Below are 25291 nucleotides of genomic sequence, written 5' to 3' on the forward strand. Positions count from 1 at the left end.
GCCGCCCCCGCGGGCCGTTAGGGTGGTGCTCGTGGGGGAGCTGATCATTCTGAGGCACGGCGAGACCGAGTGGAGCCGGGACCGGCGGCACACGGGGCGCACCGACCTGCCGCTGACCGCGCGCGGCGAGGAGCAGGCCCGGGCGCTCCCCCCGCTGCTGGCGAAGCGGACCATCGTCCGCGTGCTGGCCAGCCCGGCGGAGCGGGCCCGGCGCACCGCCGAGCTCGCCGGCCTGAAGGTCGACGAGCACGACCCCGACCTGTGGGAATGGGACTACGGCGGCTACGAGGGCATCACGACGGCCGAGATCCGGCGGGACCGGCCGGGCTGGTACCTCTGGAAGGACGGCGTCGTCCCCGGCGACGCCGAGCACCCCGGCGAGACCGTCGAGCAGGTCGGCGCCCGGACCGACGCGGTCCTGGCGCGGGTGCGGCCGCTGCTGGCCGACGGCGACGTGGCGCTGGTCGCGCACGGGCACGTGCTGCGGGTGCTGACCGCCCGCTGGCTCGGGCTGGAGCCGGCACTCGGGCGGGCCTTCGCGCTCGCCACCGGGACGCTGTCGGTGCTCGGCACCGAGCACGGCCACCCGGTGATCGCCTCATGGAACGTCCCGGCCGATCCGACCGCATAAAATACCCCTCGGGGGATCTCCCCCGGCGGGGCGTCCCAGGGACCCGCGCGGCCCCGGAGTGATTGCGAGGACGGAGATGGCGACCGGCGAGACCCCCACCCGCGGGTACACCGCCACCAAGGACCAGCTGCAGACCCGGCTCGCCCGGATCGAGGGGCAGGTCCGCGGCATCGACCGGATGGTGGCCGACGACCGCTACTGCATCGACATCCTCACCCAGATCAGCGCCGTCCAGGCGGCCCTGGACAAGGTCGCGCTCGGGCTGCTGGACGGGCACGTCCGGCACTGCGTGGCGGAGGGGACGCAGGAGGGCAAGGGCGAGGAGATGTCCACCGAGCTGATGGCGGCGGTGGGACGGCTCATGCGCCGCGGCTGACCCGGCCGCCGAGCGGGTCCTCGTGCGCGGCGCGCTCCATCATCTCCACCAGGGTCCGCCAGCCGTGCAGGAAGTGCTCGCGCTCGACCGGGCCGAGCGCCTCCAGCGTCATCCGCAGGGGCCGCAGGCGGCGCAGGGCGAACCGCTCGACGAGCTCGCGGCGCCCCTCGTCCAGGCTGACGATCATGCGGCGGCGGTCCCGCTCGTCCGGGCGCCGGTCCACGAAGCCGCCGCGCTGCAGCTCGCCGACGAGCTGGCTGACGGTGGCGGGGCTGAGCCCCATGTGCCGGGCGAGCACCCCGACCGGGACGGGGCCGTTGAGCACCAGCCGGATCAGCACGGGGACGTGCCGGGGGCCGAGCCCGGCGTCCTTGACCAGGCCGATCAGCTCCTCGGCCTCCCCGTGCGCCGCCGAGCCCTTCATGCCGCGGAACATCCGGCCCATGATCTGGACCATCGTCTCCAGATCGGCGTCCACGCCGGCGTCCGGACCGGCGCCCACCCGGGCGTCCACGCGGGCGGGCGCGCGGTCCGGATCATCACCGGTCGCGGCGGCCGCGCCTGATTTCCCGGACATACCTTGAATTTCAACACATTCCGTGCTGCAGTGTAAATACGTTGAAGTTCAAGGCGTTTCAAGCTTTCCGCAACGGGGACACGGGGCAACCGGAGCACACACGAGGGGGCCGACCATGGCCGAGAGCCCGCCCACCGACCTCGCGCCGCCGGGCGCGTCCGCCGCCACCGAACGGCTGGACCGGCAGGTGATCCTGCTCGGCCTGGTCATCGTCTCCGGGACCGTCATGGCGATCCTGGACACCACCATCGTCAACGTGGCCCTGCAGACGCTCGGCAAGGACTTCCACGCGAGCCTGTCCACCATCCAGTGGACGATCACCGGGTACACGCTCGCGCTCGGCACGGTCATCCCGATCACCGGCTGGGCGGTCGACCGGTTCGGCGGCCGCCGGGTGTGGATGCTGTCGATCGTGCTGTTCGTCGCGGGGTCGGCGCTGTCCGGCGCGTCCTGGAACATCCAGTCGCTGATCGTCTTCCGCGTCCTGCAGGGGCTCGGCGGCGGCATGCTGATGCCGACCGGCATGGCCATCCTCACCATGGCCGCCGGGCCGCGGCGGATGGGCCGCATCATGAGCATCGTGGGCGTGCCCATGCTGCTCGGCCCCGTGCTCGGTCCCGTGATCGGCGGCTGGCTGGTCGAGGACGTCGACTGGCGCTGGATCTTCTTCGTGAACCTCCCGGTCGGCGCGCTCGCCTTCGCCCTCGCCTGGTGGAAGGTGCCGCACGAGCAGGAGGGGCAGGGCGGGGGCGGCTCCGCGGCGCTGGACCTGCGCGGCCTGGTCCTGCTGCCGCCCGGTTTCGCGCTCCTGATCTACGGGCTGTCCACCGCCAACAGCAACGGCGGGTTCGGGAACGCCTCCACGATCGCGTGGCTGGTCGGCGGCGCCGTCCTGGTGGCGCTGTTCGTGCTGCACAGCCTGCAGCGGCGCGAGCGCGCGCTGATCGACGTGCGGCTGTTCGCCGACCGGACCTTCGCGACCGCGTCCGTCGCGGTGTTCCTCGTCGGCATCGCGCTGATGGGCTCGATGCTGCTGATCCCGCTGTACTACCAGACCGCCCGCGGCGAGGGCGCCCTCGCGGCCGGGCTGCTGCTGGCCCCGCAGGGCCTCGGCGCCGCCACCGCGATGCCGTTCTCCGGCATCATCACCGACAAGCTCGGCGCCGGGCGCATCGTCCCGGTCGGCATCGTGCTGCTAGTCGTCGGGACCATCCCGTTCGCGCTGGTGGGCGCGGACACCTCCTACTGGTTCCTCGGCGCCGCCCTGTACGTCCGGGGCCTCGGCCTCGGCTGCACGATGATGCCGACGATGTCGGCCGCGCTGACCACGCTGGCCCGCTCCGCGGCGTCGCGGGCGAGCAGCACGCTGAACATCCTCGTCCAGCTCGGCGGCTCGGTCGGGGTGGCGCTGCTCGCCGTCATCCTGTCCCGGCAGATCAGCTCGCGGCTGCCGCAGGCGGGCGGCAACGGCGGCACCGCCGGGGTGGGCGAGATCCCCGACCGGATCCGCGAGCAGGTCGCGCCGAAGCTCGCGGACGCGTTCGGGACGACGTTCTGGGTCTCGCTGCTCCTCACCGCGGTGCTGATCGTCCCGGCGCTGCTGCTGCCCAAGCACGGTTCGCACGCCGGCGACGGACCGGACGCGGCGGCGAAGGGCGACGCTCCCCCGCCGATGGCCTGACCGGGCCCGGCACCCTCAGGACGCCATCGACCAGCCGGCCAGGTCCTCCTCGTGCGCGCGGGTGAGGCGCCTGGCCCGCTTGGCGTCCGGCGAGTACCGGAACCGCTCCGGGACGACGCGGGTCGTGCGGTACAGGCCCTTGAGCGCGAGCGTCGCGGCCAGGTCGGACGTCGGCAGCCCCGGCAGCCCGTACATCCGGCGGGCCCAGCGCGGCAGCGTCGACACCACCAGCATCGCGACGCCCGGCGCGGCCAGCTTCAGCGGCATCAGGTGCTGCGGGACGGCCGGGCTGAACATCCGCTTCAGCCCCTCGCGGGCCTCGCGGCACGCGAAGATCTGCCGCCGCATCCGCTCGTAGTACTCCTTCATCTCGGCGACCGAGCCCGGCACGTCCGCCGGGTCCAGGCCGACGACGGCGGCGGCGCGGCGCTGCTCGTCCACGAACGCGTCGGCGTCCGCGGCGGTCAGCGGCACCCCGGCGCGGCGCGCCACGTCGAGGTAGGAGTCGACCTCCCCCATGTGCACCCAGAGCAGGTTCTCGGGGTCGTCCACCGGGAACGCCTCGCCGGTGCGCAGGTCCAGGCCGGTGAGCTTGGAGTGCAGCTTGCGGACGCGGCGCCCCACCCGCTCGACCTCACCGTGCGTCCCGTAGGTGCGCACCCGGACGAACTCGACCGTCCGGCCGAGCCGCGCCCAGGCCGCGTCGGGGTTCATCAGCTCGGAGTTCTGCGCGGTGCCCCACATCGTGCGGGGATGCAGCGCCTGCAGCAGCAGCGCCCGGATCCCGCCGACGATCAGCACCGGCTCGCCCATCACCTGCCAGGTCACCGAGCCCGGACCGAACAGGCCGTGATCCTCGCCGTCCCGGCCCTCGCGGGCCTCGAACTCCTCGCGCACGTCGACCGCCTTCCTCTCCGCGGCCGAGGTAACCACGCCGGCCCCGGTAAATGAAGACTTACCCGGCTATGGCGTCCGTCACACGCCGGGCGCTAGTCGGCGGGCTCGTCCACCGCGTCGTCGCGCTCGGCGGGCTCGGTCTGCTCGGCGACCCAGGCGAGGTAGTCCAGGCTGCCCGCCACCACCGGCGTCGCGATGATCTCCGGGGAGTCGTAGGAGTGCATCTCGGTGATCATGCTGGCCAGCTCGTCGAAGCGGTCGGCGGTGGTCTTGAACACCACCATCCACTCCTCGGCCGACTCGATCTCGCCCTCCCACCAGTAGGTGCTCGCGATGGGGCCGACGAGCTGGGCGCACGCGGCGAGCCGTTCGGCGACCGCCGACCGGGCCAGCCCGGCCGCTTCGGACCGGGCGTCGGTCGTGGTCGTCACCTGCACGTAAGACTGCGCCATGAGACCACTACTTCCCTCTCCCCGCGCCGTGCACGCGTGCCCGGGGAGATCATCACGGGCGGGCCGGGCGGACGACCATCGCGCTGCCGCCGCCGCGCCGGACCGGCTCGGCGACCGCCTGGACGAGGCCGGGCCGCAGGAACTCCAGGCCGGCGGCCGCGCCGATCACGCCCGCCGGCGGGCCGGGGAACACCTCCAGCCGGTGGCCGCGCGCCGCGAGGCCCGTGCCGTACCGGTCGATGAACGCCTGCTCGGCGAAGTCCTGCGGGGTGTTGCGCTGGGTGGCGCGCGGCGCCGCCAGCGCGGTGGGCAGGTCCATGCCGAGGTCGATCCGGTTCACCAGGATCTGCAGCACGGTCGTGATGATCGTGGATCCGCCGGGGGTGCCGAGCGCCAGCCGCGGCCGGCCGTCCTGGAGCACGATCGTCGGCGAGATGCTGCTGCGCGGCCGCTTGTGCGGGCCGGGCAGGTTCGGGTCGGGGAGGCCGCCGGGCGCGGACGGCGCGAAGGAGAAGTCGGTCAGCTCGTTGTTGAGCAGGAAGCCGCGCCCGGGGACGGTGAGGGCGCTGCCGCCGAACTGCTCGATCGTCACGGTGTAGGAGGCGACGTTCCCCCACTTGTCGGCGACGACGAGGTGGGTGGTCTGCGGTCCCTCGGCCGCCAGCACGCGGGTCTGCGTGCCGGGCGGGACGCACGGCTGGTACGCCCCGTCGGGGCTGCCGGGCCCGACGGGGGCGGTGGCGGCCTGGTCCGGCTTGATGAGGCAGGCGCGCTCGCGGGCGAACCCCTGCGACAGCAGCTCGTCCAGCGGCACCTTCACCTGGCCGGGGTCGCCGACGTAGGCGCCCCGGTCGGCGTAGGCGAGCTTCGACGCCTCCAGGTAGTAGTGCAGCGCGGTGACGGGGTCGCGCGGGTCGAGGCGGAAGTTGCCCAGGATGTTCAGCGCCTCGCCGACCGTGGAGCCGCCGGACGACGACGGCGGCTCCCCGTACACGTCGTAGCCGCGGTAGGCGACGTGCGTGGGCTGCTTGGACAGCGCCTTGTAGGCGGCCAGGTCGCCGGTCGTGAGGACTCCGGGCCGCACCTTCCGCGCCGCCTTGGGGTCGACGGGCGGATCGGTGACCGTCCGCACGATCTCCTTGCCCAGCTGGCCCTGGTAGAGCCAGCCGATGCCGTGCTTCGCGATCTGCCGGTAGGTGTTCGCCAGGTCGGGGTTCCTGAAGACCGAGCCGACGGCCGGGAGCTCGCCGCCCGGCAGGAACAGCTTCCGGGTCGGGACGATGTCGCGGAAGCGGTCCGCGTTCACGGCGGTCTGGTCGCGGAACTCCTGGTCCACGACGAACCCGTGCTCGGCGACGCCGATCGCGGGCTGCAGCAGCGTGCTCAGCTTCCGGGTGCCGAACCGGCGCAGCGCGAGGTCCCACTGGGCGAGCGTGCCCGGCACGCCGACGCTGAGCCCGCTGGTGACCGCGTCGGCGAAGGCGAGCGGCCGGCCCGTCGCCGGGTCGATGAAGTAGTCCTCCTTCATCGACGCCGGGCCGAACTCGCGGCCGTCGAGCGCGGACACCTTGCGCGTCCTCGCGTCGTAGTAGGTCATGTAGCCGCCGCCGCCGATGGCCGAGACGTACGGTTCGGTGACGCCGAGGGCGGCGCCCGCGGCCACGGCGGCGTCCATCGCGTTGCCGCCCCGCTCGAGGATCTCCAGCGCCGCGCGGCTGGCGTCCGGGTCGACCGTGGACACCGCGCCGCCGTAGCCGGTCGCGACGGGCTGCCGGGGCGGCGGGCGGTGCCCCGGCGGGGCCGCCGCGGCGGCCGGGACGGCGGTCGGGACGGCCAGCGCCGCCGTGACGGCGGCGGCGAGCGCGGTGCGGCGGAGGGCTCTGGAGGGCGAGGGGCGCTGTGCTGGGCGGGACACCGAACCTCCTGTGGGACGCGGCGTCCCTACGGTGCCACCGATCTTCGCCGATGGCCACCGTCCGCACCGGCCGACCCCGGCCGTTCCGGCGGCCGCCGGGCCGCGGCCCGAAGGCGCTTTCCTGCGGAATGGCGCTATTGGCGGGAACGGTCCACTAGAAACGGACTCGGTATCCGCCCCTCACCTGCGGCTCCTTCCGCCATACTGGCGGACCGTGGTTTGGCAGGATCCGACAACAGACACCCGACAGCAATCCGCCGTAAAACGTTGCGATTATGGTCATACCTGGTGAATTCTTAGGGACTTCGACCAACCGTCTCTCGCGAACAGCGGCGCGGGTTCGGGCCAGGGGGGAACACCTATGACCTGGGACGTCCGCACGCGCAACACCATGTTCCGCCGGCTGCCGGTGGAGCAGGCGACCGGCCGGCTGTACGGCGGCCGGCACCGGCTCCGCGTCGTGTACCGGACCCGGGACCTCGTCGTGCTCGGCCTCGGCGTGATGATCGGCTCCGGCATTTTCAAGATCTCCGGAGAGCAGGCCGCGACCACCGCCGGCCCGGCCGTGATCATTTCCTTCCTGATCGCCGGCGGCGTCTGCTTCCTGGCCGCGCTGTCCTACGCGGAGCTGTCGTCCATCGTCCCGGTGGCGGGCAGCGCCTACTCCTTCAGCTACGTCGCGTTCGGCGAGATCTGGGCCTGGGTCGTCGGCTGGGCGCTGGTGCTGGAACTGCTGCTCGCCGCGTCGGTCGTCGCGCGGGCCTGGTCGCTGTACGCCGCGCAGGCGCTGGCCGACTTCGCCGTGCCCGTGCCGTCCTGGCTCGCCGGGGTCATCGGGCAGGAGAAGGGCTTCGACCTGTTCGCGTTCGGCATCCTGGTGCTGCTGATCGCCATGCTGGCCACCGGCAGCCGGATGAGCCTGCGCAGCCTGTGGTTCATGGTGATGGCCAAGCTGATCGTGATCGGGCTGGTCGTGGCGACCGGCCTGAAGTTCTTCCACCCCGGCAACCTCACCCCCTTCGTGCCGCCCGAGCGGCCCGCCCCGCACGGCGCCACGACCGTGCTGGACGCCGCGCTCGGCGCGGTCACCGGCAGCCATCCGGGGGTGTTCGGCATCTGGGGGATCTTCGCCGCCGCGCCCGCGATCGCGTTCGCCTACATCGGCTTCGACCTGATCGCCACCGCGTCCGAGGAGACCGACGACGCGCCCCGCAAGGTGCCGCGCGGGATGCTGACCAGCCTGGCGATCGCCGTCGTGCTGTACGTCGCGGTCGCGGTCGCGATGGTCGGCATGGTCTCCCCCGACCGGCTCGACCCGGCCAAGCCGCTGCTGGCGACCGCGTTCGGCCTGGCCGGGGCCCGGTCCATGGGCAAGGTCATCGACATCGGCGCGGTGCTCGCGCTGACCACCGTGATCCTGGTGGTGCTGATCAGCCTCACCCGGGTGGTGTTCTCGATGGCGCGGGACGGGCTGCTGCCCCGCCCGATCGCCGGGATGAGCCGCTACCGGGTGCCGTCGCGGGCCACGCTGGTCGCGGGCGGCGCGGCGGTCGTGATGTCGCAGAGCGTCAACGTGCTCACGCTGGAGCAGATGGTGGTGATCGGGACGCTGTTCGCGTTCCTGTTCGTCTCGGCGGGCGTGCTCGCGCTGCGCCGCGCGCGTCCCGACCTGCACCGCCCGTTCCGCGTCCCGGCCGCGCCGGTCACCGCCGTCGCGACGATCCTGGCCACCGCCTGGCTGATGCTGAACCTGAAGGTCCAGACGTGGGGGTACTTCATCGTCTGGATGACCGCGGGCGTGCTGATCTACCTGGTGTACGGCCGGCGCAAGAGCCAGATGAAGCTGCTGCTGGACGCCGCTCCATCCGGGCGTCCGGTGGCCGCCCGGATGGACGCGCCGCCGCCCGGCGTGGCGCCGCTGGACGGTGCGTTCGGCGGCCCGACGCCGGGGGGCGGGTTCCCGGTCCCGCCGCAGGGGCGGTACGGGCGGCCGAACGGCCCCGTGCCGGAGAGCCCGTACCCGACGGGGCGGTACTCGGCGGGACGGCGGCCAAGCGGCCCGTACGCCGGCGAGCAACACGGGGGCGAGCCGCCCCGGCGGGAGCCTCATGCGCGCGGACCCGCGCCGTACGGGCGCGAGGACGTCGCGGAACCGCCGGCCGATCCGTACGCGCTCGATCCGGACGTGCCGAACCCGTTCGCGTCCGGTCCGCATCCGGCGGCCGGGCAGTACGCGCCCGAGCAGCTCGGCTCCAACCCGTACGAGGGCGGGCGGTACGGGGCCGGGCCCTACACCCGTGACCCGTACGCGCAGGAGCCGTACGTGCCCGAGCCGTACGAGGACGGTGAGCGCGAGGAGCCGCCCTCCCCAGGGGGCCGCCACCGCCGCTGACGATCCTCGCAGAGCGCCGTTTCCCCAGCTGGGGAGGCGGCGCTCTGCGCGTGCGCGAAAACCGGCTGGACATACCGCCCGCCCCGGGTTATGTTCTTCTCATATCGAGATGAACTCATACTGAGATTTACTCAGAGCGAGACCATGGAGCGGCACGGATGACCCCGGACCCGACGCGCGACGAGAGCGCGTTCCTCGCGAACTACGACCCGCGCGCCTACGACCCCGTCGCGGTGACCGTCGACGTCGTCGCCCTCACCATCCGGGACGGGTCGCTGCACGTCCTGCTCGTCCGCCGCGGCGGCGCGCCGTTCGAGGGAATGTGGGCGCTGCCCGGCGGTTTCGTCCACGCGGGCGGCCGGCGCGAGGCCGAGGACCTGCCGGACGCCGCCGTCCGCGAGCTGGCCGAGGAGACCGGGCTCAGCGCCAAGGGCGGCGTGCTCGGGCGCGTGCACCTGGAGCAGCTCGGCACCTACGGCTCCCCCGGCCGCGACCCGCGCATGCGGATCATCTCCGTCGCCTACCTCGCGTTCGCCCCCGAGCTCCCCGACCCCGAGGCGGGCGGCGACGCCGCCGACGCGGCCTGGGCACCGGTGGACGCGCTCGGCCTGACCGACTCCGGCGACCAGCGCCCCGGCACCACGCGGCGGCTCGCGTTCGACCACGCGCGGATCCTCGCCGACGGCCTGGAGCGGGCCCGCGGCAAGCTGGAGTACACCCCGCTCGCCACGGCGTTCTGCGGCGGCGAGTTCACCATCCCCGAGCTGCGCGCCGTCTACGAGGCGGTGTGGGGCGAGGAACTGCACGCCGGCAACTTCCACCGCAAGGTGCTCTCGGTCCCCGGCTTCGTGGAGAGCACCGGCGCCACGTCCGACAAGGGCGGCCGGCGCGGCGGCCCCCGGCCCCGGCTCTACCGCGCGGGCGACGCCCGCCTCCTGCACCCCGCCCTGCTGCGGCCCAGCCGCGAGGAAGAGATCAGGTGATCCCCCGATGAACGACGTGAACGCCCGCGGGCTCGACGACGCACTGGCCCGCCTCGACCGCGCCCGCGTCCCGGCCGACCTGTTCGGCGAGGACGCCGCCGAGGCCGCGCGGCGCTACCGGCGGCTCGTCCGGCTCGTCCACCCGGACGCGACCGGCGGCCGGACGCGCGACGCGTTCGTCCGGCTGAACGCGCTGTGGCGCACCTACAACGGGTCCGACCCGGCCGTCGTCACCACCCGCCGGCACTCCTACCGCATCGCGGGCGACCCGGTCTCCGGCGACCTCGCCCGGCTGTACCGGGCCCGGACGGACGCCGCGGCGGGCGAGGTGCTGCTGAAGATGCCGTGCGACCCCCGCGACGGCGACCTGCTCGAACGCGAGGCCGTCGCGCTGCGCCAGCTCCCCAAGGACGGGGACGGGCGGTTCCTGCCGTACGTGCCGCGCCTGGTCGAGTCGTTCCAGCACCAGGACGCCGCGACGGGCGCGCGGCGGCGGTCGAACGCGATCGCCGCACTCGACGGCTTCCGCAGCCTCGCCGAGGTCGAGGCCGCCTTCCCCGGCGGCGTCGACCCGCGCGACGCGGCGTGGATGTGGCGGCGGCTGCTGGTCGCGCTCGGCTTCGCGCACCGCGCGGGCGTCCTGCACGGCGCGGTGCTCCCCGACCACGTCATGATCCACCCGGAGGAGCACGGGCTGGTGCTGGTCGACTGGTGCTACTCCGTCCCGGGGTGCTATGCGCACGCCGACCCGTCCGGGCGCGTTCCCGCGATGGTGGAGCGCTACCGCGACCGGTACCCGCCAGAGGTGCCGGCGCGGCGTCCCGCGAGCCAGGCCACCGACATCTTCATGGCCGCCCGGTGCATGACCGACCTGATGGGCGGCCAGGCGCCCAAGGCGCTGCGCATGTTCGCGCGCGGCTGCCTGCTCACCGCGCAGAACCGCCGCCCGTCCGACGCCTGGCGGCTGCTGGCCGAACTCGACGAGCTGCTCGAACGGCTCTACGGCCCGCGGCGCTTCCGCCCGTTCCACCTGCCCGTCACCCACTGAAGGAGAAGATCCATGGGAAGCGGAAACTGGTCCACCGACGTCTACGCGGCGCGGGCGGGCTACCGCGCGTCCACCGGCGCCAGCGCGTTCGCCTACAGCGACGGCGGCGCCACCACCGTCCACCCCGACCTCGACCCGAAGGGCGTCGGCGCCCGGGAGAGCCGGGACTCCGACGACCACCCCGAGTCGCTGGCGATCGGCGTGCTGTTCGACGTGACCGGCTCGATGGGCGGCGTGCCGCGCACCCTGCAGACCAAGCTGCCCGACCTGCTCGGCCTGCTGCTGCGCAAGGGGTACGCCGAGGACCCGCACATCCTGTTCGGCGCGGTCGGCGACGCGACCTGCGACCGGGCGCCGCTGCAGATCGGGCAGTTCGAGGCCGACAACCGGATGGACGACGACCTCGGCAAGATCCTGCTGGAGGGCGGGGGCGGCGGCCAGCTGCGCGAGTCCTACGAGCTGGCCATGTACTTCATGGCCCGGCACACCTCGATCGACTGCTTCGAGAAGCGCGGCAAGCGCGGCTACCTGTTCATGATCGGCGACGAGCTGGCGTACCCGAAGATCAAGCGGCGCGAGGTCGCCGAGGTCATCGGCGACGACCTGGAGCGCGACCTGCCGATCGAGGAGGTGCTGCGCGAGCTCCAGCGGATGTACGAGGTGTACTTCATCATCCCCGAGGGCGCCTACCACTCGGGCAGCCGCGAGCTGAAGGACTTCTGGCAGGGGCTGCTCGGCCAGCACGTCCTCTACCTGGACGACCTCGACGCGGTGTGCGAGACGATCGCGCTGACCGTCGGGCTCGCCGAGGACGCCATCGACCTGGACGAGGGCCTGGACCACCTGGCCGAGGCCGGCTCGGACGCGGGCGCGTCGGTGTCGCGGGCGCTGGCCCGGCTGGACGTGTCGCGCGCGCCGGTCGCGGTGTCGGCGACGCCGCCCGGCCTGGACGCCTCCGGTCCGTCGGGCACGACGCGGCTATGAACCCGACGGAGTCGGCCCGGGGGGGCTGCGGGGGGTCGTCCCCCCTCGGGAGATGCGGGGGCGGGAACCGCGATGGGGCACGTCATCGTCGTCGACCTCGGGTTCGGGGACGCGGGCAAGGGCACGGTCGTCGACCACCTCTGCCGCGCGTCACCGGTCGCGGCGGTCGTCCGGTTCAACGGGGGCGCGCAGGCGGCGCACAACGTCGTGACGGACGACGGGCGGCACCACACCTTCGCCCAGTTCGGCTCGGGGACGTTCACACCGGGCGTCCGGACGCACCTGTCGCGGTTCATGCTGGTCGACCCGCTCGCGCTCGCCGCCGAGGCCGGCCACCTGCGTTCGCTCGGCGTCGCCGACGCGCTCGACCGGCTGACCGTGGACCGGGACGCGCTGCTCACGACGCCGTACCACCGGGCCGCCAACCGCGCCCGGGAACGGGCTCGCGGCGCGGCACGGCACGGGTCGTGCGGCATGGGCATCGGGGAGACCGCGTCCTACGCGCTCACCCACGGCGACGCGCCGCGTGCGGGCGACTGCCTGTCGCCCGCACGGCTGCGGCGCCGGCTCACCGCGCTCCACGACTGGTACCGCGAGACGTTCCCGTCCGGTGAGGACGTGCCGGACGTCGACGCCTGCGCCGACGCGTTCACCGCGTTCGCCGAACGGGTCCGGATCGTGGGCGGCGGCCATCTGCACGGCCTGCTCCGGTCCGGCGACGTGGTGTTCGAGGGCGCGCAGGGCGTCCTGCTGGACGAGTGGCACGGCTTCCACCCGTACACGACCTGGTCGACCACGACGTTCGCCAACGCCGAGACGCTGCTGGCCGAGGCGGGCGCGTCGGCGGCGCGGCTCGGGGTCCTGCGGACGTACACGACCCGCCACGGTCCCGGCCCGTTCGTCACCGAGGACGCGGCGCTGACCGCCGCGCTCCCCGACCCGCACAACGGCGCGGGCCCGTGGCAGGGCGCGTTCCGGGCCGGCCATCTCGACGCCGTCGCCCTCCGGTACGCGCTGGACGTCACCGGCGGCGTGGACGGCCTGGCGGTCACGCATCTGGACGTCGCGGGGGCGCGTCCCGACCTGCGCGTCTGCCAGGCCTACGCGACACCGGCCGGGCCGGTGGACCGGCTGCCGGCGGGTGACGGCGACCTGGACCGCCAGGCGGCCCTCACCCGGCGGCTGCTCACCGCCCGTCCCGTCTACGCGCCGCTGGGCCGCCGTCCGGTCGAGACGATCGAGAACGCGCTCGGCGCTCCGGTCGTCCTGACCTCGCACGGCCCGGCGGCGTCCGCCAAGCGCGCCACCGGTCAGCCGCTCTCGCGGAACCCGGGCACCTTGCGCAGGACCGCGTAGAGCAGCGCCGCCAGGACGAACCCGACCGCGAACGTGATGTCGCCGAACGACGCGTTGTGGCTCGGTACGATCCCGACGTACTTCTCCTGGTTGGAGAACAGCCACACCGACACCACGACGGCGACCGCCATCGCCGCGGGCCCGGCCCAGTTGCGGCGCCGGACGTCGAACACCATCGCGTCCACCCGCGCGTCCGCGTCCCGTACCGACCAGATCCCGCGCCGCAGCACCAGGTCGGCGAGCACCACGCCGAGCCACGGCCCGATCCAGTACGCGATGACCAGCAGGAACGCCTCGTAGTCGTGGCCGGCGTCGTCCAGCCCGAAATAGGCGACGACGAGCCCGACCGCGCCGAACGCCCCGGCGACCAGCGCGCGCTGCAGCCGCACCGGCAGGGGCAGCCGGATCCCCGTCGCGACGAACGACATCGACCCGGAGTAGATGTTGATCGCGTTGGCGCCGACCGCGCCGATCGCGATGACCAGCAGGGTGAGTTTCGCGACGACCGAGGGCAGGTGCCCGGTGAACGCGCCGGTCGGGTCGGCGAGGGCCGCGCCGCCGAGCGTCACCGACGCCGCGCCGACGATCTGCAGGACGGTGCAGCCGGCGAAGACGCCGAGCGCCGCCCACAGGCCCACGGCGCGCGGGCTCGCGGTGGCCGGCAGGTAGCGGGTGTAGTCGGCGGCGTAGGGGTTCCAGCCCGCCGCGTACCCGAAGCTCGCGCCCACCACGATGAGGAACGCGCCGATCCCGCCCGACCCGGCCCCGGCCGGGGCGGGCGCGCCGAAGTCCGCCTTCGCCAGGATGATCACGGACGTGATGCCGAACACCACCGCCAGCACCGGGAACGCGTACCGCTCGTAGGCGTGCACGAGGTTGTGCCCGAAGAACGCGACGCCCGCCTGCAGTGCGACCACGATCGCCAGGCACAGCGGCTTCGGCATCCCGGTCAGCGTGTTGAGCGCCAGCGACCCGCTGACGCTGTTCACCGCGAACCAGCCGACGCCGCCCGCCACCGAGTTGATCGCGGACGGCAGCATGTTGCCGCGGTGCCCGAACGGCACCCGGCCGAGCACCATCTCCGGCACCCCGTAGCGGGGGCCGCGCGCCGACAGGACCGCGTGCGTCACCGAGCCGAGCAGCGTGCCCGCCACGATCGCGGCGGTGGCCTGCCAGAACGTCAGCCCGAACGCGGCGACCGCGAGCACGCCGAGGAACACCGTCGCGAACTCCAGGTTCGGCGACGTCCAGGTCCACAGCAGGTTGAGCGGCCGGCCGTGCCGCTGGTCGAGGGGGATGAAGCCGGCGCCGCCCGGCTCGACGGCGGCGACCCGGGCGCCGTAGTCGCCCTCGCGGACGACCACGCCCGCGGGCGCGGTCTCTTCGATCTCCGTCATGTGAGGGCCTTTCAGGGGGTGAGGCACAGGCGGGTCAGGCGAGGGTGATGGCGTCGAGGCGTTCGAGGAGGAAGTCGTGCGCGCGCACGGCCGCGCCGCCGGCGGTGCGGCCGACGGGCGGGCCGAGCGGCTCGACGCGGGCGTCCGGGTCGCACTCGTAGAAGAAGATCAGCGACACGAGCTCCTCGTCCGGGGCGCTCGGATCCGGCGGCAGGACGCGGTGCCGGTTGGACTTCCAGCGGCCGCCGGTCCAGTGGGCGAGCAGGTCGCCGACGTTGATGGTGAAGGAGTCCTCGACCCACGGGGCGTCCACCCAGCCGGCCTCCTCGGAGTGCACCTGGAGTCCGCCCACCCCGTCCTGCCGGTCGAGGACCGTGACGGTGCCGAAGTCGGTGTGCGGGCCGATCCGGAACTGGCCGGGCTCCGGCTCCCCGAGCTGCGACAGCGGCGGGTAGCGGTTGATGTTCAGGGTGAAGGACGGGTGCAGGGCGTGCGCGGTGAAGAAGCCCGACGGCAGGCCGAGCGCGACCGCGCACAGCGAGAGCAGGTCGTCCGACAGCCGCTTCATCCGGGCCAGGTAGCGCGTCAGCAGCGCCTCCAGCTCGGGTACCTCGCCCGGCCACACGTTCGGCAGGAACCACTCGGCGTCGAAGAACGGGTCGCCGGTCGGGCGGTCCGCGCCGACCGCGAACGTCTCCTTCAGGTCCGGCGGCGTCGCGGTGCCCTCGGCGTACCCGTTGGCCTCGACACCGGGCGGCAGCCAGCCGCGCTCCCCCACGGTCGCGGCGTACCGGTGCTTGACCTCCTGCGGCAGCGCGAAGAACCGCTTGGCGGCGGCGCGGATCGCGTCCCGCTCCGCGGCGGGCACCCCGTGCCCGGTGACCACCAGGAAGCCGATCTCGCTCAGCGCGGCGTCGACCCGCGCGGCGACGGCGGCGCGGTCGCGCTCGCCGCCGCGGAACCAGGGGGTGAGGTCGATGATCGGGACGGCCTTCATGGAACGGTCCTTTCCGGGCGAGTGCGGCGCTGCGCTCACTATCGCTTGCGATCAAGGCCGGATCACCCCCCGAAACGGAGATGAAACCGTCACTTCGCGAGATTTAACGTGGCCGGAACATGCGGTGACCGGCCGCCCTCCGGATGACCGGCATCGGCCGACATCGGACGCCCATTGACCCGGGGCCGCGGTGAGACCAAGATCTCCCCGAATGCCGCGTATCCCCCGGAGGTGGGCGTTGCGTCTCCTGTCCCTGCGCGCGCTCCCGGCCGCCGCCGCGCTGACGCTCGCCGCGGCCCTGGTCTCCGCCCCGCCGTCCGTGCCGGCCGCGTCCGCCGGCACCGGCGACGGCTGCGACCCGATCGACCCGGCGTCGTGCCTGCTGCCGTTCCCGAGCGACTGGTACACCAAGGCCGATCCGCACACCGCCACCGGCCTGCGCGTGAACATGACCACGACGCTGAAGAACGCGCTCGGCCTGCCCGTCTCCCCGGACGCGTGGAACCGCGCGGACGGCTTCTCCCCCGGCTCTGACCTGCTCGCCCGCGTCCCCGGCGTGGACCTCGCGCGCAGCGGCGCCGCACCCGTCACCGACATCGGCGCGTCGCTGAAGCCGGACGCGCCGATCGTCCTGCTCGACACCGCGACCGGGCAGCGCTGGCCGTACTGGGCGGAACTGGACGCCAACGCGCCGGACGACCGCAAGGCGCTGATCGTCCGGCCCGCGAAGAACCTCGTCGAGGGCCACCACTACGCGGTCGCGCTGCGGAACCTGCGCGACGCGTCCGGGAACCTCCTCAAGCCGAACGCGGCGTTCAGCAAGATCCTCGGCCCGGCGCTGCCGTCCACCGACCCGCTCTACGCGCGGCAGAAGGCCGAGAAGAAGGTGCTCGCCGACCTCGCCGGCCGCGGCGTCGGCACGAACGGCCTGTACCTGGCCTGGGACTTCACCGTCGCCAGCGCGCAGAGCATCGCCGGGCCGATGCTGCACATCCGCGACGACGCGCTCCGCAAGCTCGGGAACGGGGCGCCCTCGTTCCTGGTCACGAAGGTGACGAACGACGTCGACGCCAAGATCGCCCGCGAGGTGAAGGGCATCGTGTGGGCGCCGAGCTACCTCGACCAGTACGGCGGCCTCCCCGGATCGTCGTTCCACTACGGCAAGGACGGGCTCCCGTCGCAACTGCCCGGCAACAGCCAGGCCGTCCCGTTCCAGTGCGAGATCCCGAAGGCCGCGTTCGGGAAACCGGCGAACCCCGCGCTGTACGGGCACGGCCTGCTCGGCAGCGAGGGCGAGGTCGACGCCGGGAACGTCAAGGCGATGGCCGCCGAACACGACTTCGTGTTCTGCGCGACCAAGTGGATCGGCATGTCCGACGAGGACGTCCCCAACGTCATCTCCGCGCTCGCCGACATCACCCGGTTCCGCACCGTCGCCGACCGCCTCCAGCAGAGCATGCTGAACTTCGTGTTCCTCGGCCGCGCGATGACCCGCGGCTTCGCCGGCGACACGGCGTTCCAGGACGCTGCGGGCAAGCCGCTGATCGCACCCGGCGCGCCGCTCACCTACGACGGCAACAGCCAGGGCGGGATCATGGGCGGCGCGCTCACCGCCGTCTCCCCCGACCTGCACCGCTCCGTCCTCGGCGTCCCCGCGATGAACTACAGCACGCTGCTCAACCGCAGCGCCGACTTCCCGCAGTACGCCAAGGTGCTCGACCTGTCCTACCCCGACAAGCTCGACCAGCAGATCGGCCTCGCGCTGATCCAGATGCTCTGGGACCGCGGCGAGGCAGACGGCTACGCCTGGCACATGACCGACCACCCCTACCCCGGCACCCCGAAGCACCAGGTGCTGATGCACGTCGCGTTCGGCGACCACCAGGTCGCGACCGTCGCCGCCGAGGTCGAGGCCCGCACGATCGGCGCCCGGATCCACGCCCCCACCGTCACGCCCGGACGCAGCCTCGACACGGTCCCGTACTGGGGCATCCCGACGTTCGGCGCGTCTACCGGCGGGTCGGCGATGGTCGTGTGGGACAGCGGCTCGCCCGCGCCGCCGACCACCAACACCCCGCCCACCGAAGGCCGCGACCCGCACTCCGACCCGCGCAGCAACGCCGACGCCCGCAAGCAGAAGGCGACCTTCCTGACCACGGGCCGGACCGTCGACGTCTGCGCCGGCGGCCCCTGCGTGATCACCCCCTGACCGGCGCCCGGAGGACGCCCCGCACGGAAGCGCCGATCGGCGGCTGGGAGAATCAGAGCATGCTTCAGGTCTGCCCGAACGGGACGCGGGCCGCCGGCGTCCCGGTCACGCCGGACGAGATCGCGACGGCCGTGCGCGCGGCGGTCGACGTCGGCGCGCAGGACGTCCACCTGCACCCCCGCGACGACGCCGGCGCCGACACCCTGGACCCCGCCCACGTCGCCGCCGCGCTGTCCGCCGTCCGCGAGGCCGCGCCGGGCGTGCCCGTCGGCGTCACCACCGGCGCGTGGACCGCCGCGGGCCCCGCCGAGCGCGCGGCGCTGATCCGGTCGTGGACCGTCCTGCCCGACCACGCGTCGGTCAACTTCCACGAGGACGGCGCCGAACTCGTCGCCGAGACCCTCCTGGACCGCGGCGTCGCCGTCGAGGCCGGGATCTTCTCCGGCACCGAGGCCGCCGACCGCTTCCTGAGCTGGCCGCACGCCCGCGACGTGCTGCGCGTCCTCGCCGAGGTCACCGACACCGGGGCGGAGTCCTCCACCGAGACCGCGAAGGAACTCCTGCACGCGCTCGGCACCGGCCACGGCCGCCCCGTCCTGCTGCACGGCGAGGACGGCGGCGCCTGGCCCGTCCTGCGGCTCGCCGTCCGCTTCAACCTCGACACCCGCATCGGCCTGGAGGACGTCCTCACCCTCCCCGACGGCACCGCCGCGGCCGACAACACCGCCCTGGTCCAGACGGCCAGGATGCTGATGACCTGAGCCTTCGCGCCTGCCCGTCCGCCCGCTCACCGGCCCGCTCACCCGGCCGGACGGATCGGAACGAACAGGAACAGGCCAATGGCCGGCAACGGCTTGGCAACCTTGCGTGCTCGCGCGATGCTTTTGAGTCACCGGGCATGCCGGCTCAACCGACTGGGGGCCACCGTGAAGGACACCGCCGTCGCCATGGTCGTCATCGAGCACGAGCGGCACACCACCGTGCTGCTGACCGGGGAGATGGACCGGGTGTCCGCCCCCGCCGTCCGGACGCGGCTGCTGGACTTCGCCGCCCGCCCCCTCGTCCTGGACGTCGCGGGCGTCTCCTTCTTCGACGCCGAGGGCTTGCGCGCCGTGTCGCACTGCGCCCGCCGCTGCGAGGACAACGGCGCCGCCCTCGCGGTGGTCGGCGCCCGCCCCTTCGCCCAGCGCATGTTCCGCGTCCTCGGCCTCGACGACCGCGTCCCCCTGTGCTCCTCGATGGACGAGGCCCTCTGGTGCGCCATCCCGCGCACCGACGACGAGATCGCCGCCTGGCTCGGATAGCGCCGGCGCTCAGTCCCCCGACAGGTACCGCTCCACGGTCGCCACCTTCGCGTCCATCGCACCCGTCACCCCGGGCCGCACGTCGGCCTTCACCACCAGGCTCACCCGCGGCGCCCGCGCCGCCACCGCGTCCGTGGCGGCCTTCACCACCGCCATCACCTCATCCCACTCCCCCTCCACCGTGGTGAACATCGCGTCGGTGCGGTTCGGCAGGCCGCTGGCCCGCACCACCCGCACCGCCTCCGCGACCAGTTCACCGACGTCCTCACCCGTGCCGAGCGGCGTCACCGAGAACGCGACGAGCACAACGCACCTCCTGATCAGGGCTGCACGACCTGCCTGACCACGATCTCATTCAACCGACGCTCCACGATCGCCCCCACCGGCCAGTCGCGCACCAGGCAGCGCAGCAGCGCCGCGTCGTGCTCGGCGAACGACGGATCGCACCCCTGCTGCTCCAGGCTGGAGCGGATCGCCTCGACATAGTCCTCGCCGGTGAACCCCGGCACCTCCCGCACCATCGCCGTCGTCGTCGCCCGGTGCGAATTCAGCCCGGCGAACGAGCGGCCGCACCCGCAGCCGCCGTCCGGGTCGTCCCGGTCACGGGCGCACACCACGCCGATGTGCACCAGCTCGCCCTCGACGCACCAGTCGAAGTCGTTGTCGCGCAAACCCTGGCCGACGTTGGTGGCAGTGAGCAGCTTCAAGGCCGTACCCCCTCGGCGTCCGTGGACGAACCCACGGTACGACGAGGGTCTGACGTAACGTCGGAAGCATGAGCGAAGCCGATGACGTCCTCCTCAGCCGCGACGGCGACTTCACCACCATCACCATGAACCGCCCGCGGCGCCGCAACGCCCTGTCCCGGACCTTCCTCCTGCAGCTCACGGACGCCTTCACCGCGACCGCCGGCACCGACGCCCGCGGCATCGTCCTGGCCGCCAACGGCCCCGTCTTCTCCGCCGGGCACGACTTCGCCGACATGGCCGGCGCCTCCCACGCCGACGTCCGCGACCTCCTGCGCACCTGCACCGCCCTCATGCAGGCGATCCAGTCCGTCCCCCAGGTCGTGATCGCGCGCGTGCACGGCCTCGCCACCGCCGCCGGCTGCCAGCTCGTCGCGTCCTGCGACCTCGCCGTCGCCGCCGAGAGCGCCGCGTTCGCCGCCCCCGGCGGCAAGGGCGGCTGGTTCTGCCACACCCCCCTCGTCGCGATCTCCCGCAACATCGGCCGCAAACGCGCCGCCGAGATGGCCCTCACCGGCGACACCGTCGACGCCGCCACCGCCGCCGACTGGGGGCTCGTCAACTACGCCGTCCCCGACGACGACCTCGACAAGGCCACCCTCGCCCTCCTCCAGCGCGCCACCCAGGGCAGCCCCCGCAGCAAGGCCCTCGGCAAACAGGCCATGTACGCCCAGCTCGACCGCCCCGAAGCCGACGCCTACACCTACGCCGTCGAAGTGATGGCCGCCTCCAGCCAGACCCCCGAAGCCCAGGAGGGCATGCACGCCTTCCTGGACAAACGCCGCCCCACCTGGCCCGCCTGACCCGCACCCCGCGACTTCCCGGTGGCCCCCGCCGACGCCCCGCCGCTAGGATGGCAACCGGCACGCCCCCGACCACGCGTCACCCACGGGGCGCCGCCTCCGGGGTGGTAGCTCAGCTGGTCAGAGCAGGAGACTCATAATCTCCCGGTCGCGGGTTCGAGTCCCGCCCGCCCTACGGGCTCGCGGCGCATGCTCGCCGCCCTCCGGGCGGCTTCGCCTTCGCCGCGGTGTCCTTCTGGGGGACGACCCCCAGACCCCCGATGTGGGGGCTCCGCCCCCACGCCCCCTCCCGGTGCGGGCGGGCGTACATCTTGCGGCTGCGATGAGCACCTATCCCGCTGCCCGCAAGGACCTCAGGGTTTGTGCCCGACCACGTGGCGACCTGGACCGTCGCGATCGCGAGCGAAGCCGGATTCAAGCGAAGCGAGAATCCGATCGCGCAGCGAGCCCCCAGGGCGAGTCGGAGCGATGCAGCGATCGCCCGCAGTGCCCGCCGAAGGGAGGGCCCCCAGGGCCCGACCGCCAAGGGCGGTGCAATCAACACAGCGATCGCACGCAGTGCCCGCCGAAGGGAGGGCGTCCAACGCCCGACCGCCGAGGGCACTGCAAGTAGTACCGCAGGACGAGGGCGGGTCAGACCTGGTACCGAGTGACGGCTGAGGTGACCGGTCGGTAGGGTCCGCGTATGTCCAGACGAATCCTCGGTCTCGTCCCGCTGTCCCTCGCGCTGGTGGCCGGTGCGTGCGGTGGGGGCGGCGGATCCGACAAGCCGGCGCCGAAGGCGAACTTCGACGGGGCGCAGACGCTGAAGCGGTCGGCCGGCGCCATGGCGGGCCTGAAGAGCGTCGCGTTCACGGTGGCGTCCGACGGCAAGACGCCGATCATGGTCAAGGGCGGCGACATGAAGCTGCTCCGGGACGGTGACGCGCAGGGGACGCTGACGCTGGAGCAGTCGGGCCAGAACGTCGAGGCGAAGGTCGTCGCGAAGGGCGACGCGTTCTACCTGGACGCCGGGACGGGCGGCTGGCGGAAGCTGCCGAAGTCGATGGCGTCGGCGGTGTACGACCCGTCGGCGGTGCTCGACCCGGACCGGGGGATCTCCAAGCTGCTGACCTCGATGCGGGCGCCGAAGGCCGAGGCCGTGGAGAAGGTGGACGGCAAGGAGGCCTACCGGGTCGGGGCGACGCTGCCGCAGGACCAGGTCGGCGGGCTGGTCCCCGGCGTCGACGACGATCTCGCCGGGCAGGTGTGGGTGAGCAAGGCCGACGGGCGGCTGCTGAAGGTGCGGGGCGCGTTCCCGAAGGGGCAGGGCGCGGTGGTGATCACGTTCACCGGCTTCAACGCCCCGTACAAGATCAGCGCGCCGAAGTGACCGCCCGGCGCGGGATCGCGATCGGGGCCGGCGGCGCCGTGGTGCTGCTGGCCGCGCTGGACGCCTATGTCGTCACGACGATCCTGATGCCGGTGGTGAAGGACCTGGACGTCCCGGTCAACCGGCTGGAGCGGATCACGCCGGTGCTGACCGGGTTCCTGCTCGGGTACGTGGCGGCGATGCCGCTGCTCGGGCAGTTGTCCGACCGGTTCGGGCGGCGGCCGGTGCTGCAGGCCTGCCTGGTCTTCTTCGCGGCCGGGTCGGTGGTGACGGCGCTGGCGCAGGACGTGCCGGTGCTGACGGCGGGGCGGGTCGTCCAGGGGGTGGCGGGCGGTGCGCTGCTGCCGGTGACGATGGCGCTGGCCGGGGACCTGTGGGACGAGCGGCGGCGTCCGGTGGTGCTGGGCGCGGTGGGCGCGGCGCAGGAGCTCGGCAGCGTGCTCGGGCCGCTGTACGGGGCGGGGGTCGCGGCGGCGCTGGAGTGGCGCGCGATCTTCTGGATCAACGTGCCGCTGGCGGTGATCGCGGTCGTGGCGGTGCAGTTCACCGTGCCGGGGGGACGGCCGCAGGGGCCGCGTCCCGGTGTGGACGTGGTGGGCGGGCTGCTGCTGGCGGCAGGGTTGGCGCTGCTGGTGTCGGGCGTCTACAACCCGGATCCGGAGAAGTCGGCGCTGCCGTCGTGGGGGCCGCCGGTGATGGTCGCGGGCGCGGTGGTGCTCGTGGTGTTCGTGGTGTGGGAGGTCAGGGCCCGGACGCGGCTGCTGGATCTGAGCGGGGTGCGGCGCGGGCCGCTGCTGGCGACGCTGGGCGTGAGCTTCCTGTCGGGGGCGGCGCTGATGGTGACGCTGGTGGACGTGGTGCTGGTCGCGCAGACCGTGTTGAACAAGTCCGAGACCGAGGGTGCGCTGCTGCTGACGCGGTTCCTGGTGGCGCTGCCGGTCGCCGCGGTGGCCGGGGGGATCGTCGCGCGGCGGGTCGGCGAGCGGTGGCCGATGGCCGCGGGGATGGCCGTCTCCGCCGTCGGTTACGTGCTGATCGCGGGGTGGCCCGCGGATCTGGCGGACGCGTCGTACGGGCCGCTGCCGCGGATGGACGTCGATCTCGTGGTGACGGGGCTAGGGCTGGGGTTGGTGATCGCGCCGGTGTCGTCGGCGGTGCTGGCGTTCGTGCCGGCGGCGCGGCACGGCGTCGCGTCGGCGGCGGTGGTGGTCGCGCGGATGATGGGGATGCTGCTGGGGATCTCGGCGCTGTCGGCGTGGGGGTTCCACCGGTTCCACGTGCTGACGGCGCATCTGCAGCCGCCGCTGCCGATGCTGATGTCGAAGGCGGAGTTCGCGAAGGAGTGGGCGGTGTACAAGGCGGCGCTGCGGGACGCGCTGCGCGCCGAGTACCGGGAGATCTTCTGGATCACGGCCGGGATGTGCGTGCTGGGCGCCGTGCTGGCGCTGGCCGCCGGCGCGCGGCGGGACGGCGCGGAGCCGTCGCCGGAGCCGGAGGAGAGCCTGGCCGCGCGCTGACCTCGCCTTTCGCCGAGGAATCAAGGGCCGGAAGAAATATGGCCGGATGTGGCCATACTCGGGTGCCACCTCGCTCACACCGGGCGCATTCGCCCCGTTGTTCGCGCGGCGCGCGGTTAGCGTGACTTGCTCCGCCGCCCGCGCCCCACCGGCCGGCCCGGTGGCGCGCTTCCCCCCGACCCGCGCAACACGGCAGAGAGACGGTGAGCCCCCCGTGCATCGCATGAGCGGACTGGACGCCAGCTTCTACCTCCTGGAGGACGAGAACACCCCCCTGCACGTCGCCTCGGTGGTCGTGTTCGAGGGCCCGGCGCCCTCGTACGGCGACGTCGTGAGGACGATCGCCGCCAAGCTCCCGCTCGTCCCCCGGTACCGGCAGCGCGTGCGAGGCGTCCCGCTGCACCTCGGCAGGCCCGTCTGGGTGGACGATCCGCATTTCAACATCCTGTACCACGTCCGGCACACCGCCCTCCCGGCGCCCGGCAACGACGAGCAGCTGCGCAACCTGTCCGGGCGGGTGCTCGCGCAGCGCCTCGACCCGGCCAAGCCGCTGTGGGAGATCTGGCTGGTCGAGGGGCTGACCGACGGGCGCTGGGCGCTGATCGCCAAGGTGCACCACTGCATGGTGGACGGCATCGCCGGCATGGACCTGGCGACCGTGCTGTTCGACCTGTCCCCCGAGTTCGAGCAGCCGCGCGAGGGCGAGCCGTGGGAACCGGCCGCCGAGCCGTCCGACCTGACGCTGCTGGCGGACGCCGCGCGCCGCACCGTCACCCGGCCGCTGCGCCAGCTCACGGACGTGGCGCGCAGCGCGGGCGCGGTCCGGGAGGCGCACCGGCTGCGCACGTTCGCCTCCGGCCTGACCCGCGCCACGGCCCGCCTCGCGAGCCCGTCGGCGGGCTCCCTGAACGGCCCGATCGGCCCGCACCGGCGCTGGTGCTGGCAGCGGGTGCCGCTGGACGAGGTGAAGGCGGTCCGCAAGGCGCTCGGCGGGACGGTCAACGACATCGTCCTGACCGCGGTGTCCGCCGGGTACCGCGACCTGCTGAACGCGCGCGGGCGGCTGGAGGACGACACCGTCGTGCGGACGGCGGTGCCGGTGTCGCACCGGGGCTCGGACGAGCGCGGCGAGCTGAACAACCGGGTCGCGGCGGTGTTCGTGAACCTGCCGGTGGGCGTGGACGACCCGCTGGAGCGGCTGCGCCGCGTCCGCGAGCAGACCGACGACGTCAAGCGCAGCAACCAGGCGGCGGGGACGCAGGCGATCACCCGGCTGACCGACACGGCCGTGGCGCCGGCCCTGCTGTCGCTGGCCGCGCGGATCCCGGTGCGGCTGCGTCAGGACATCGTCCAGACGGTCACGACGAACGTCCCGGGGCCGGACTTCCCGCTGTACGTGATGGGCCGCCGGGTCCTGGAGATGCACCCGTACGTGCCGCTGACCGGCGGTATCCGGGTCGCGACCGCGATCGTCTCCTACTGCGGGACGCTCCATTTCGGGATCACCGGCGACTTCGACGCGATGCCCGATCTGGACGTGCTGTCCAAGGGCGTGCAGGGCGGGCTGGACGAGCTCATGCGGGCGGCGGCCGACGCCCGCGGCGCGGCGCCGCGGGCCCGCTGACCCCGCCGAGGCGAGGGGGGGGGGCGGCCC

Annotated in this window: 23 protein-coding genes and 1 tRNA gene; 16 read left to right on the forward strand and 8 right to left on the reverse strand. The window is 73.5% G+C overall.

Annotated elements, in window-relative coordinates:
• Positions 1-31 precede the first annotated feature (31 nt).
• Complete coding sequence (locus ACA514_RS23080; RefSeq protein ID WP_375043284.1) at positions 32-631, forward strand: histidine phosphatase family protein; 600 nt, start codon at positions 32-34, stop codon at positions 629-631.
• Between the two features lie 76 nt (positions 632-707).
• A complete protein-coding gene (locus ACA514_RS23085) occupies positions 708-1007 on the forward strand; it encodes a metal-sensitive transcriptional regulator (RefSeq protein ID WP_344276278.1) in 300 nt (99 codons plus the stop codon).
• Here the strand turns inward: ACA514_RS23085 and ACA514_RS23090 are convergent.
• Positions 991-1584 (reverse strand): MarR family winged helix-turn-helix transcriptional regulator, encoded by a 594-nt coding sequence (locus ACA514_RS23090; RefSeq protein ID WP_375043285.1) that lies wholly within the window; start codon positions 1582-1584, stop codon positions 991-993. The two genes, ACA514_RS23085 and ACA514_RS23090, sit on opposite strands and share 17 nt — an antisense overlap.
• Positions 1585-1699: 115 nt before the next feature.
• Between ACA514_RS23090 and ACA514_RS23095 the strand changes: the two genes are divergently transcribed.
• Positions 1700-3265 (forward strand): DHA2 family efflux MFS transporter permease subunit, encoded by a 1566-nt coding sequence (locus tag ACA514_RS23095; protein ID WP_375043286.1) that lies wholly within the window; start codon positions 1700-1702, stop codon positions 3263-3265.
• 15 nt (positions 3266-3280) lie between these two features.
• On the opposite strand, the gene ACA514_RS23100 is transcribed toward ACA514_RS23095, so the two are convergent.
• From ACA514_RS23100 to ggt, 3 genes are read right to left on the reverse strand one after another with little or no spacing between them, the layout of a single operon-like run.
• On the reverse strand, positions 3281-4198 hold the full coding sequence (locus ACA514_RS23100; protein WP_375043287.1) for an oxygenase MpaB family protein: 918 nt from the start codon (positions 4196-4198) through the stop codon (positions 3281-3283).
• Positions 4199-4254: 56 nt separating this feature from the next.
• Complete coding sequence (cutA, locus tag ACA514_RS23105; protein ID WP_344276266.1) at positions 4255-4614, reverse strand: divalent-cation tolerance protein CutA; 360 nt, start codon at positions 4612-4614, stop codon at positions 4255-4257.
• A 52-nt stretch (positions 4615-4666) separates the two neighbouring features.
• The gene (ggt, locus tag ACA514_RS23110) at positions 4667-6529 is read right to left on the reverse strand and encodes a gamma-glutamyltransferase (RefSeq protein WP_375043288.1); all 1863 of its coding nucleotides are present in this window, start codon (positions 6527-6529) and stop codon (positions 4667-4669) included.
• Between the two features lie 361 nt (positions 6530-6890).
• Here ggt and ACA514_RS23115 point away from each other — a divergent pair, with 361 nt between their 5' ends.
• The 5 genes from ACA514_RS23115 to ACA514_RS23135 all read left to right on the forward strand — a co-directional run bounded on the left by ACA514_RS23115 (position 6891) and on the right by ACA514_RS23135 (position 13292).
• On the forward strand, positions 6891-8921 hold the full coding sequence (locus ACA514_RS23115) for an amino acid permease (protein WP_375043289.1): 2031 nt from the start codon (positions 6891-6893) through the stop codon (positions 8919-8921).
• A gap of 158 nt (positions 8922-9079) precedes the next feature.
• Complete coding sequence (locus ACA514_RS23120; RefSeq protein ID WP_375043290.1) at positions 9080-9904, forward strand: NUDIX domain-containing protein; 825 nt, start codon at positions 9080-9082, stop codon at positions 9902-9904.
• 7 nt (positions 9905-9911) lie between these two features.
• Positions 9912-10952, forward strand: a complete 1041-nt coding sequence (locus ACA514_RS23125) for a molecular chaperone DnaJ (RefSeq protein ID WP_375043291.1) — start codon at positions 9912-9914, stop codon at positions 10950-10952.
• Positions 10953-10964: 12 nt separating this feature from the next.
• On the forward strand, positions 10965-11936 hold the full coding sequence (locus tag ACA514_RS23130; protein ID WP_375043292.1) for a hypothetical protein: 972 nt from the start codon (positions 10965-10967) through the stop codon (positions 11934-11936).
• A gap of 72 nt (positions 11937-12008) precedes the next feature.
• On the forward strand, positions 12009-13292 hold the full coding sequence (locus ACA514_RS23135; protein WP_375043293.1) for an adenylosuccinate synthetase: 1284 nt from the start codon (positions 12009-12011) through the stop codon (positions 13290-13292).
• Here ACA514_RS23135 and ACA514_RS23140 read toward each other — a convergent pair.
• Both ACA514_RS23140 and ACA514_RS23145 read right to left on the reverse strand, forming a co-directional pair.
• Positions 13247-14689, reverse strand: coding sequence for a purine-cytosine permease family protein (locus ACA514_RS23140; protein WP_375043294.1), 1443 nt, complete (start codon positions 14687-14689; stop codon positions 13247-13249). The two genes, ACA514_RS23135 and ACA514_RS23140, sit on opposite strands and share 46 nt — an antisense overlap.
• Positions 14690-14723: 34 nt before the next feature.
• Positions 14724-15686: an isopenicillin N synthase family dioxygenase gene (locus ACA514_RS23145; RefSeq protein WP_375043295.1), complete on the reverse strand. Its 963-nt coding sequence runs from the start codon at positions 15684-15686 to the stop codon at positions 14724-14726.
• A gap of 238 nt (positions 15687-15924) precedes the next feature.
• On the opposite strand from ACA514_RS23145, the gene ACA514_RS23150 reads away from it, so the two are divergent.
• The 3 genes from ACA514_RS23150 to ACA514_RS23160 all read left to right on the forward strand — a co-directional run bounded on the left by ACA514_RS23150 (position 15925) and on the right by ACA514_RS23160 (position 19199).
• On the forward strand, positions 15925-17895 hold the full coding sequence (locus tag ACA514_RS23150) for a hypothetical protein (RefSeq protein ID WP_375043296.1): 1971 nt from the start codon (positions 15925-15927) through the stop codon (positions 17893-17895).
• A 59-nt stretch (positions 17896-17954) separates the two neighbouring features.
• Positions 17955-18656 (forward strand): 3-keto-5-aminohexanoate cleavage protein, encoded by a 702-nt coding sequence (locus ACA514_RS23155; protein WP_375043297.1) that lies wholly within the window; start codon positions 17955-17957, stop codon positions 18654-18656.
• Between the two features lie 165 nt (positions 18657-18821).
• Positions 18822-19199 carry an STAS domain-containing protein gene (locus ACA514_RS23160; RefSeq protein WP_375043298.1) on the forward strand — a complete coding sequence of 126 codons (378 nt, stop codon included), beginning with the start codon at positions 18822-18824 and terminating at the stop codon, positions 19197-19199.
• 9 nt (positions 19200-19208) lie between these two features.
• Here ACA514_RS23160 and ACA514_RS23165 read toward each other — a convergent pair whose 3' ends face one another.
• Together ACA514_RS23165 and ACA514_RS23170 are read right to left on the reverse strand one after the other, a co-directional pair.
• Positions 19209-19505, reverse strand: a complete 297-nt coding sequence (locus tag ACA514_RS23165; protein WP_375043299.1) for an MTH1187 family thiamine-binding protein — start codon at positions 19503-19505, stop codon at positions 19209-19211.
• Between the two features lie 14 nt (positions 19506-19519).
• Entirely contained in the window at positions 19520-19906 is a 387-nt protein-coding gene (locus ACA514_RS23170) for a hypothetical protein (protein ID WP_375043300.1), read from the reverse strand.
• A 68-nt stretch (positions 19907-19974) separates the two neighbouring features.
• Between ACA514_RS23170 and ACA514_RS23175 the strand changes: the two genes are divergently transcribed.
• The 5 genes from ACA514_RS23175 to ACA514_RS23195 all read left to right on the forward strand — a co-directional run bounded on the left by ACA514_RS23175 (position 19975) and on the right by ACA514_RS23195 (position 25261).
• On the forward strand, positions 19975-20748 hold the full coding sequence (locus tag ACA514_RS23175; protein ID WP_375043301.1) for an enoyl-CoA hydratase-related protein: 774 nt from the start codon (positions 19975-19977) through the stop codon (positions 20746-20748).
• Positions 20749-20849: 101 nt separating this feature from the next.
• Positions 20850-20923, forward strand: a tRNA-Ile gene (locus tag ACA514_RS23180).
• 510 nt (positions 20924-21433) lie between these two features.
• Positions 21434-22120, forward strand: coding sequence for an LppX_LprAFG lipoprotein (locus ACA514_RS23185; protein ID WP_375043302.1), 687 nt, complete (start codon positions 21434-21436; stop codon positions 22118-22120).
• Positions 22117-23637, forward strand: coding sequence for an MFS transporter (locus ACA514_RS23190; RefSeq protein WP_375043303.1), 1521 nt, complete (start codon positions 22117-22119; stop codon positions 23635-23637). The genes ACA514_RS23185 and ACA514_RS23190 overlap by 4 nt, the downstream gene beginning before the upstream one ends.
• A gap of 223 nt (positions 23638-23860) precedes the next feature.
• Positions 23861-25261 carry a wax ester/triacylglycerol synthase family O-acyltransferase gene (locus ACA514_RS23195; protein WP_375043304.1) on the forward strand — a complete coding sequence of 467 codons (1401 nt, stop codon included), beginning with the start codon at positions 23861-23863 and terminating at the stop codon, positions 25259-25261.
• Positions 25262-25291: the final 30 nt, after the last annotated feature.

This window comes from Actinomadura sp. NTSP31, assembly GCF_041951385.1.
Taxonomy (GTDB): domain Bacteria; phylum Actinomycetota; class Actinomycetes; order Streptosporangiales; family Streptosporangiaceae; genus Spirillospora; species Spirillospora napierensis.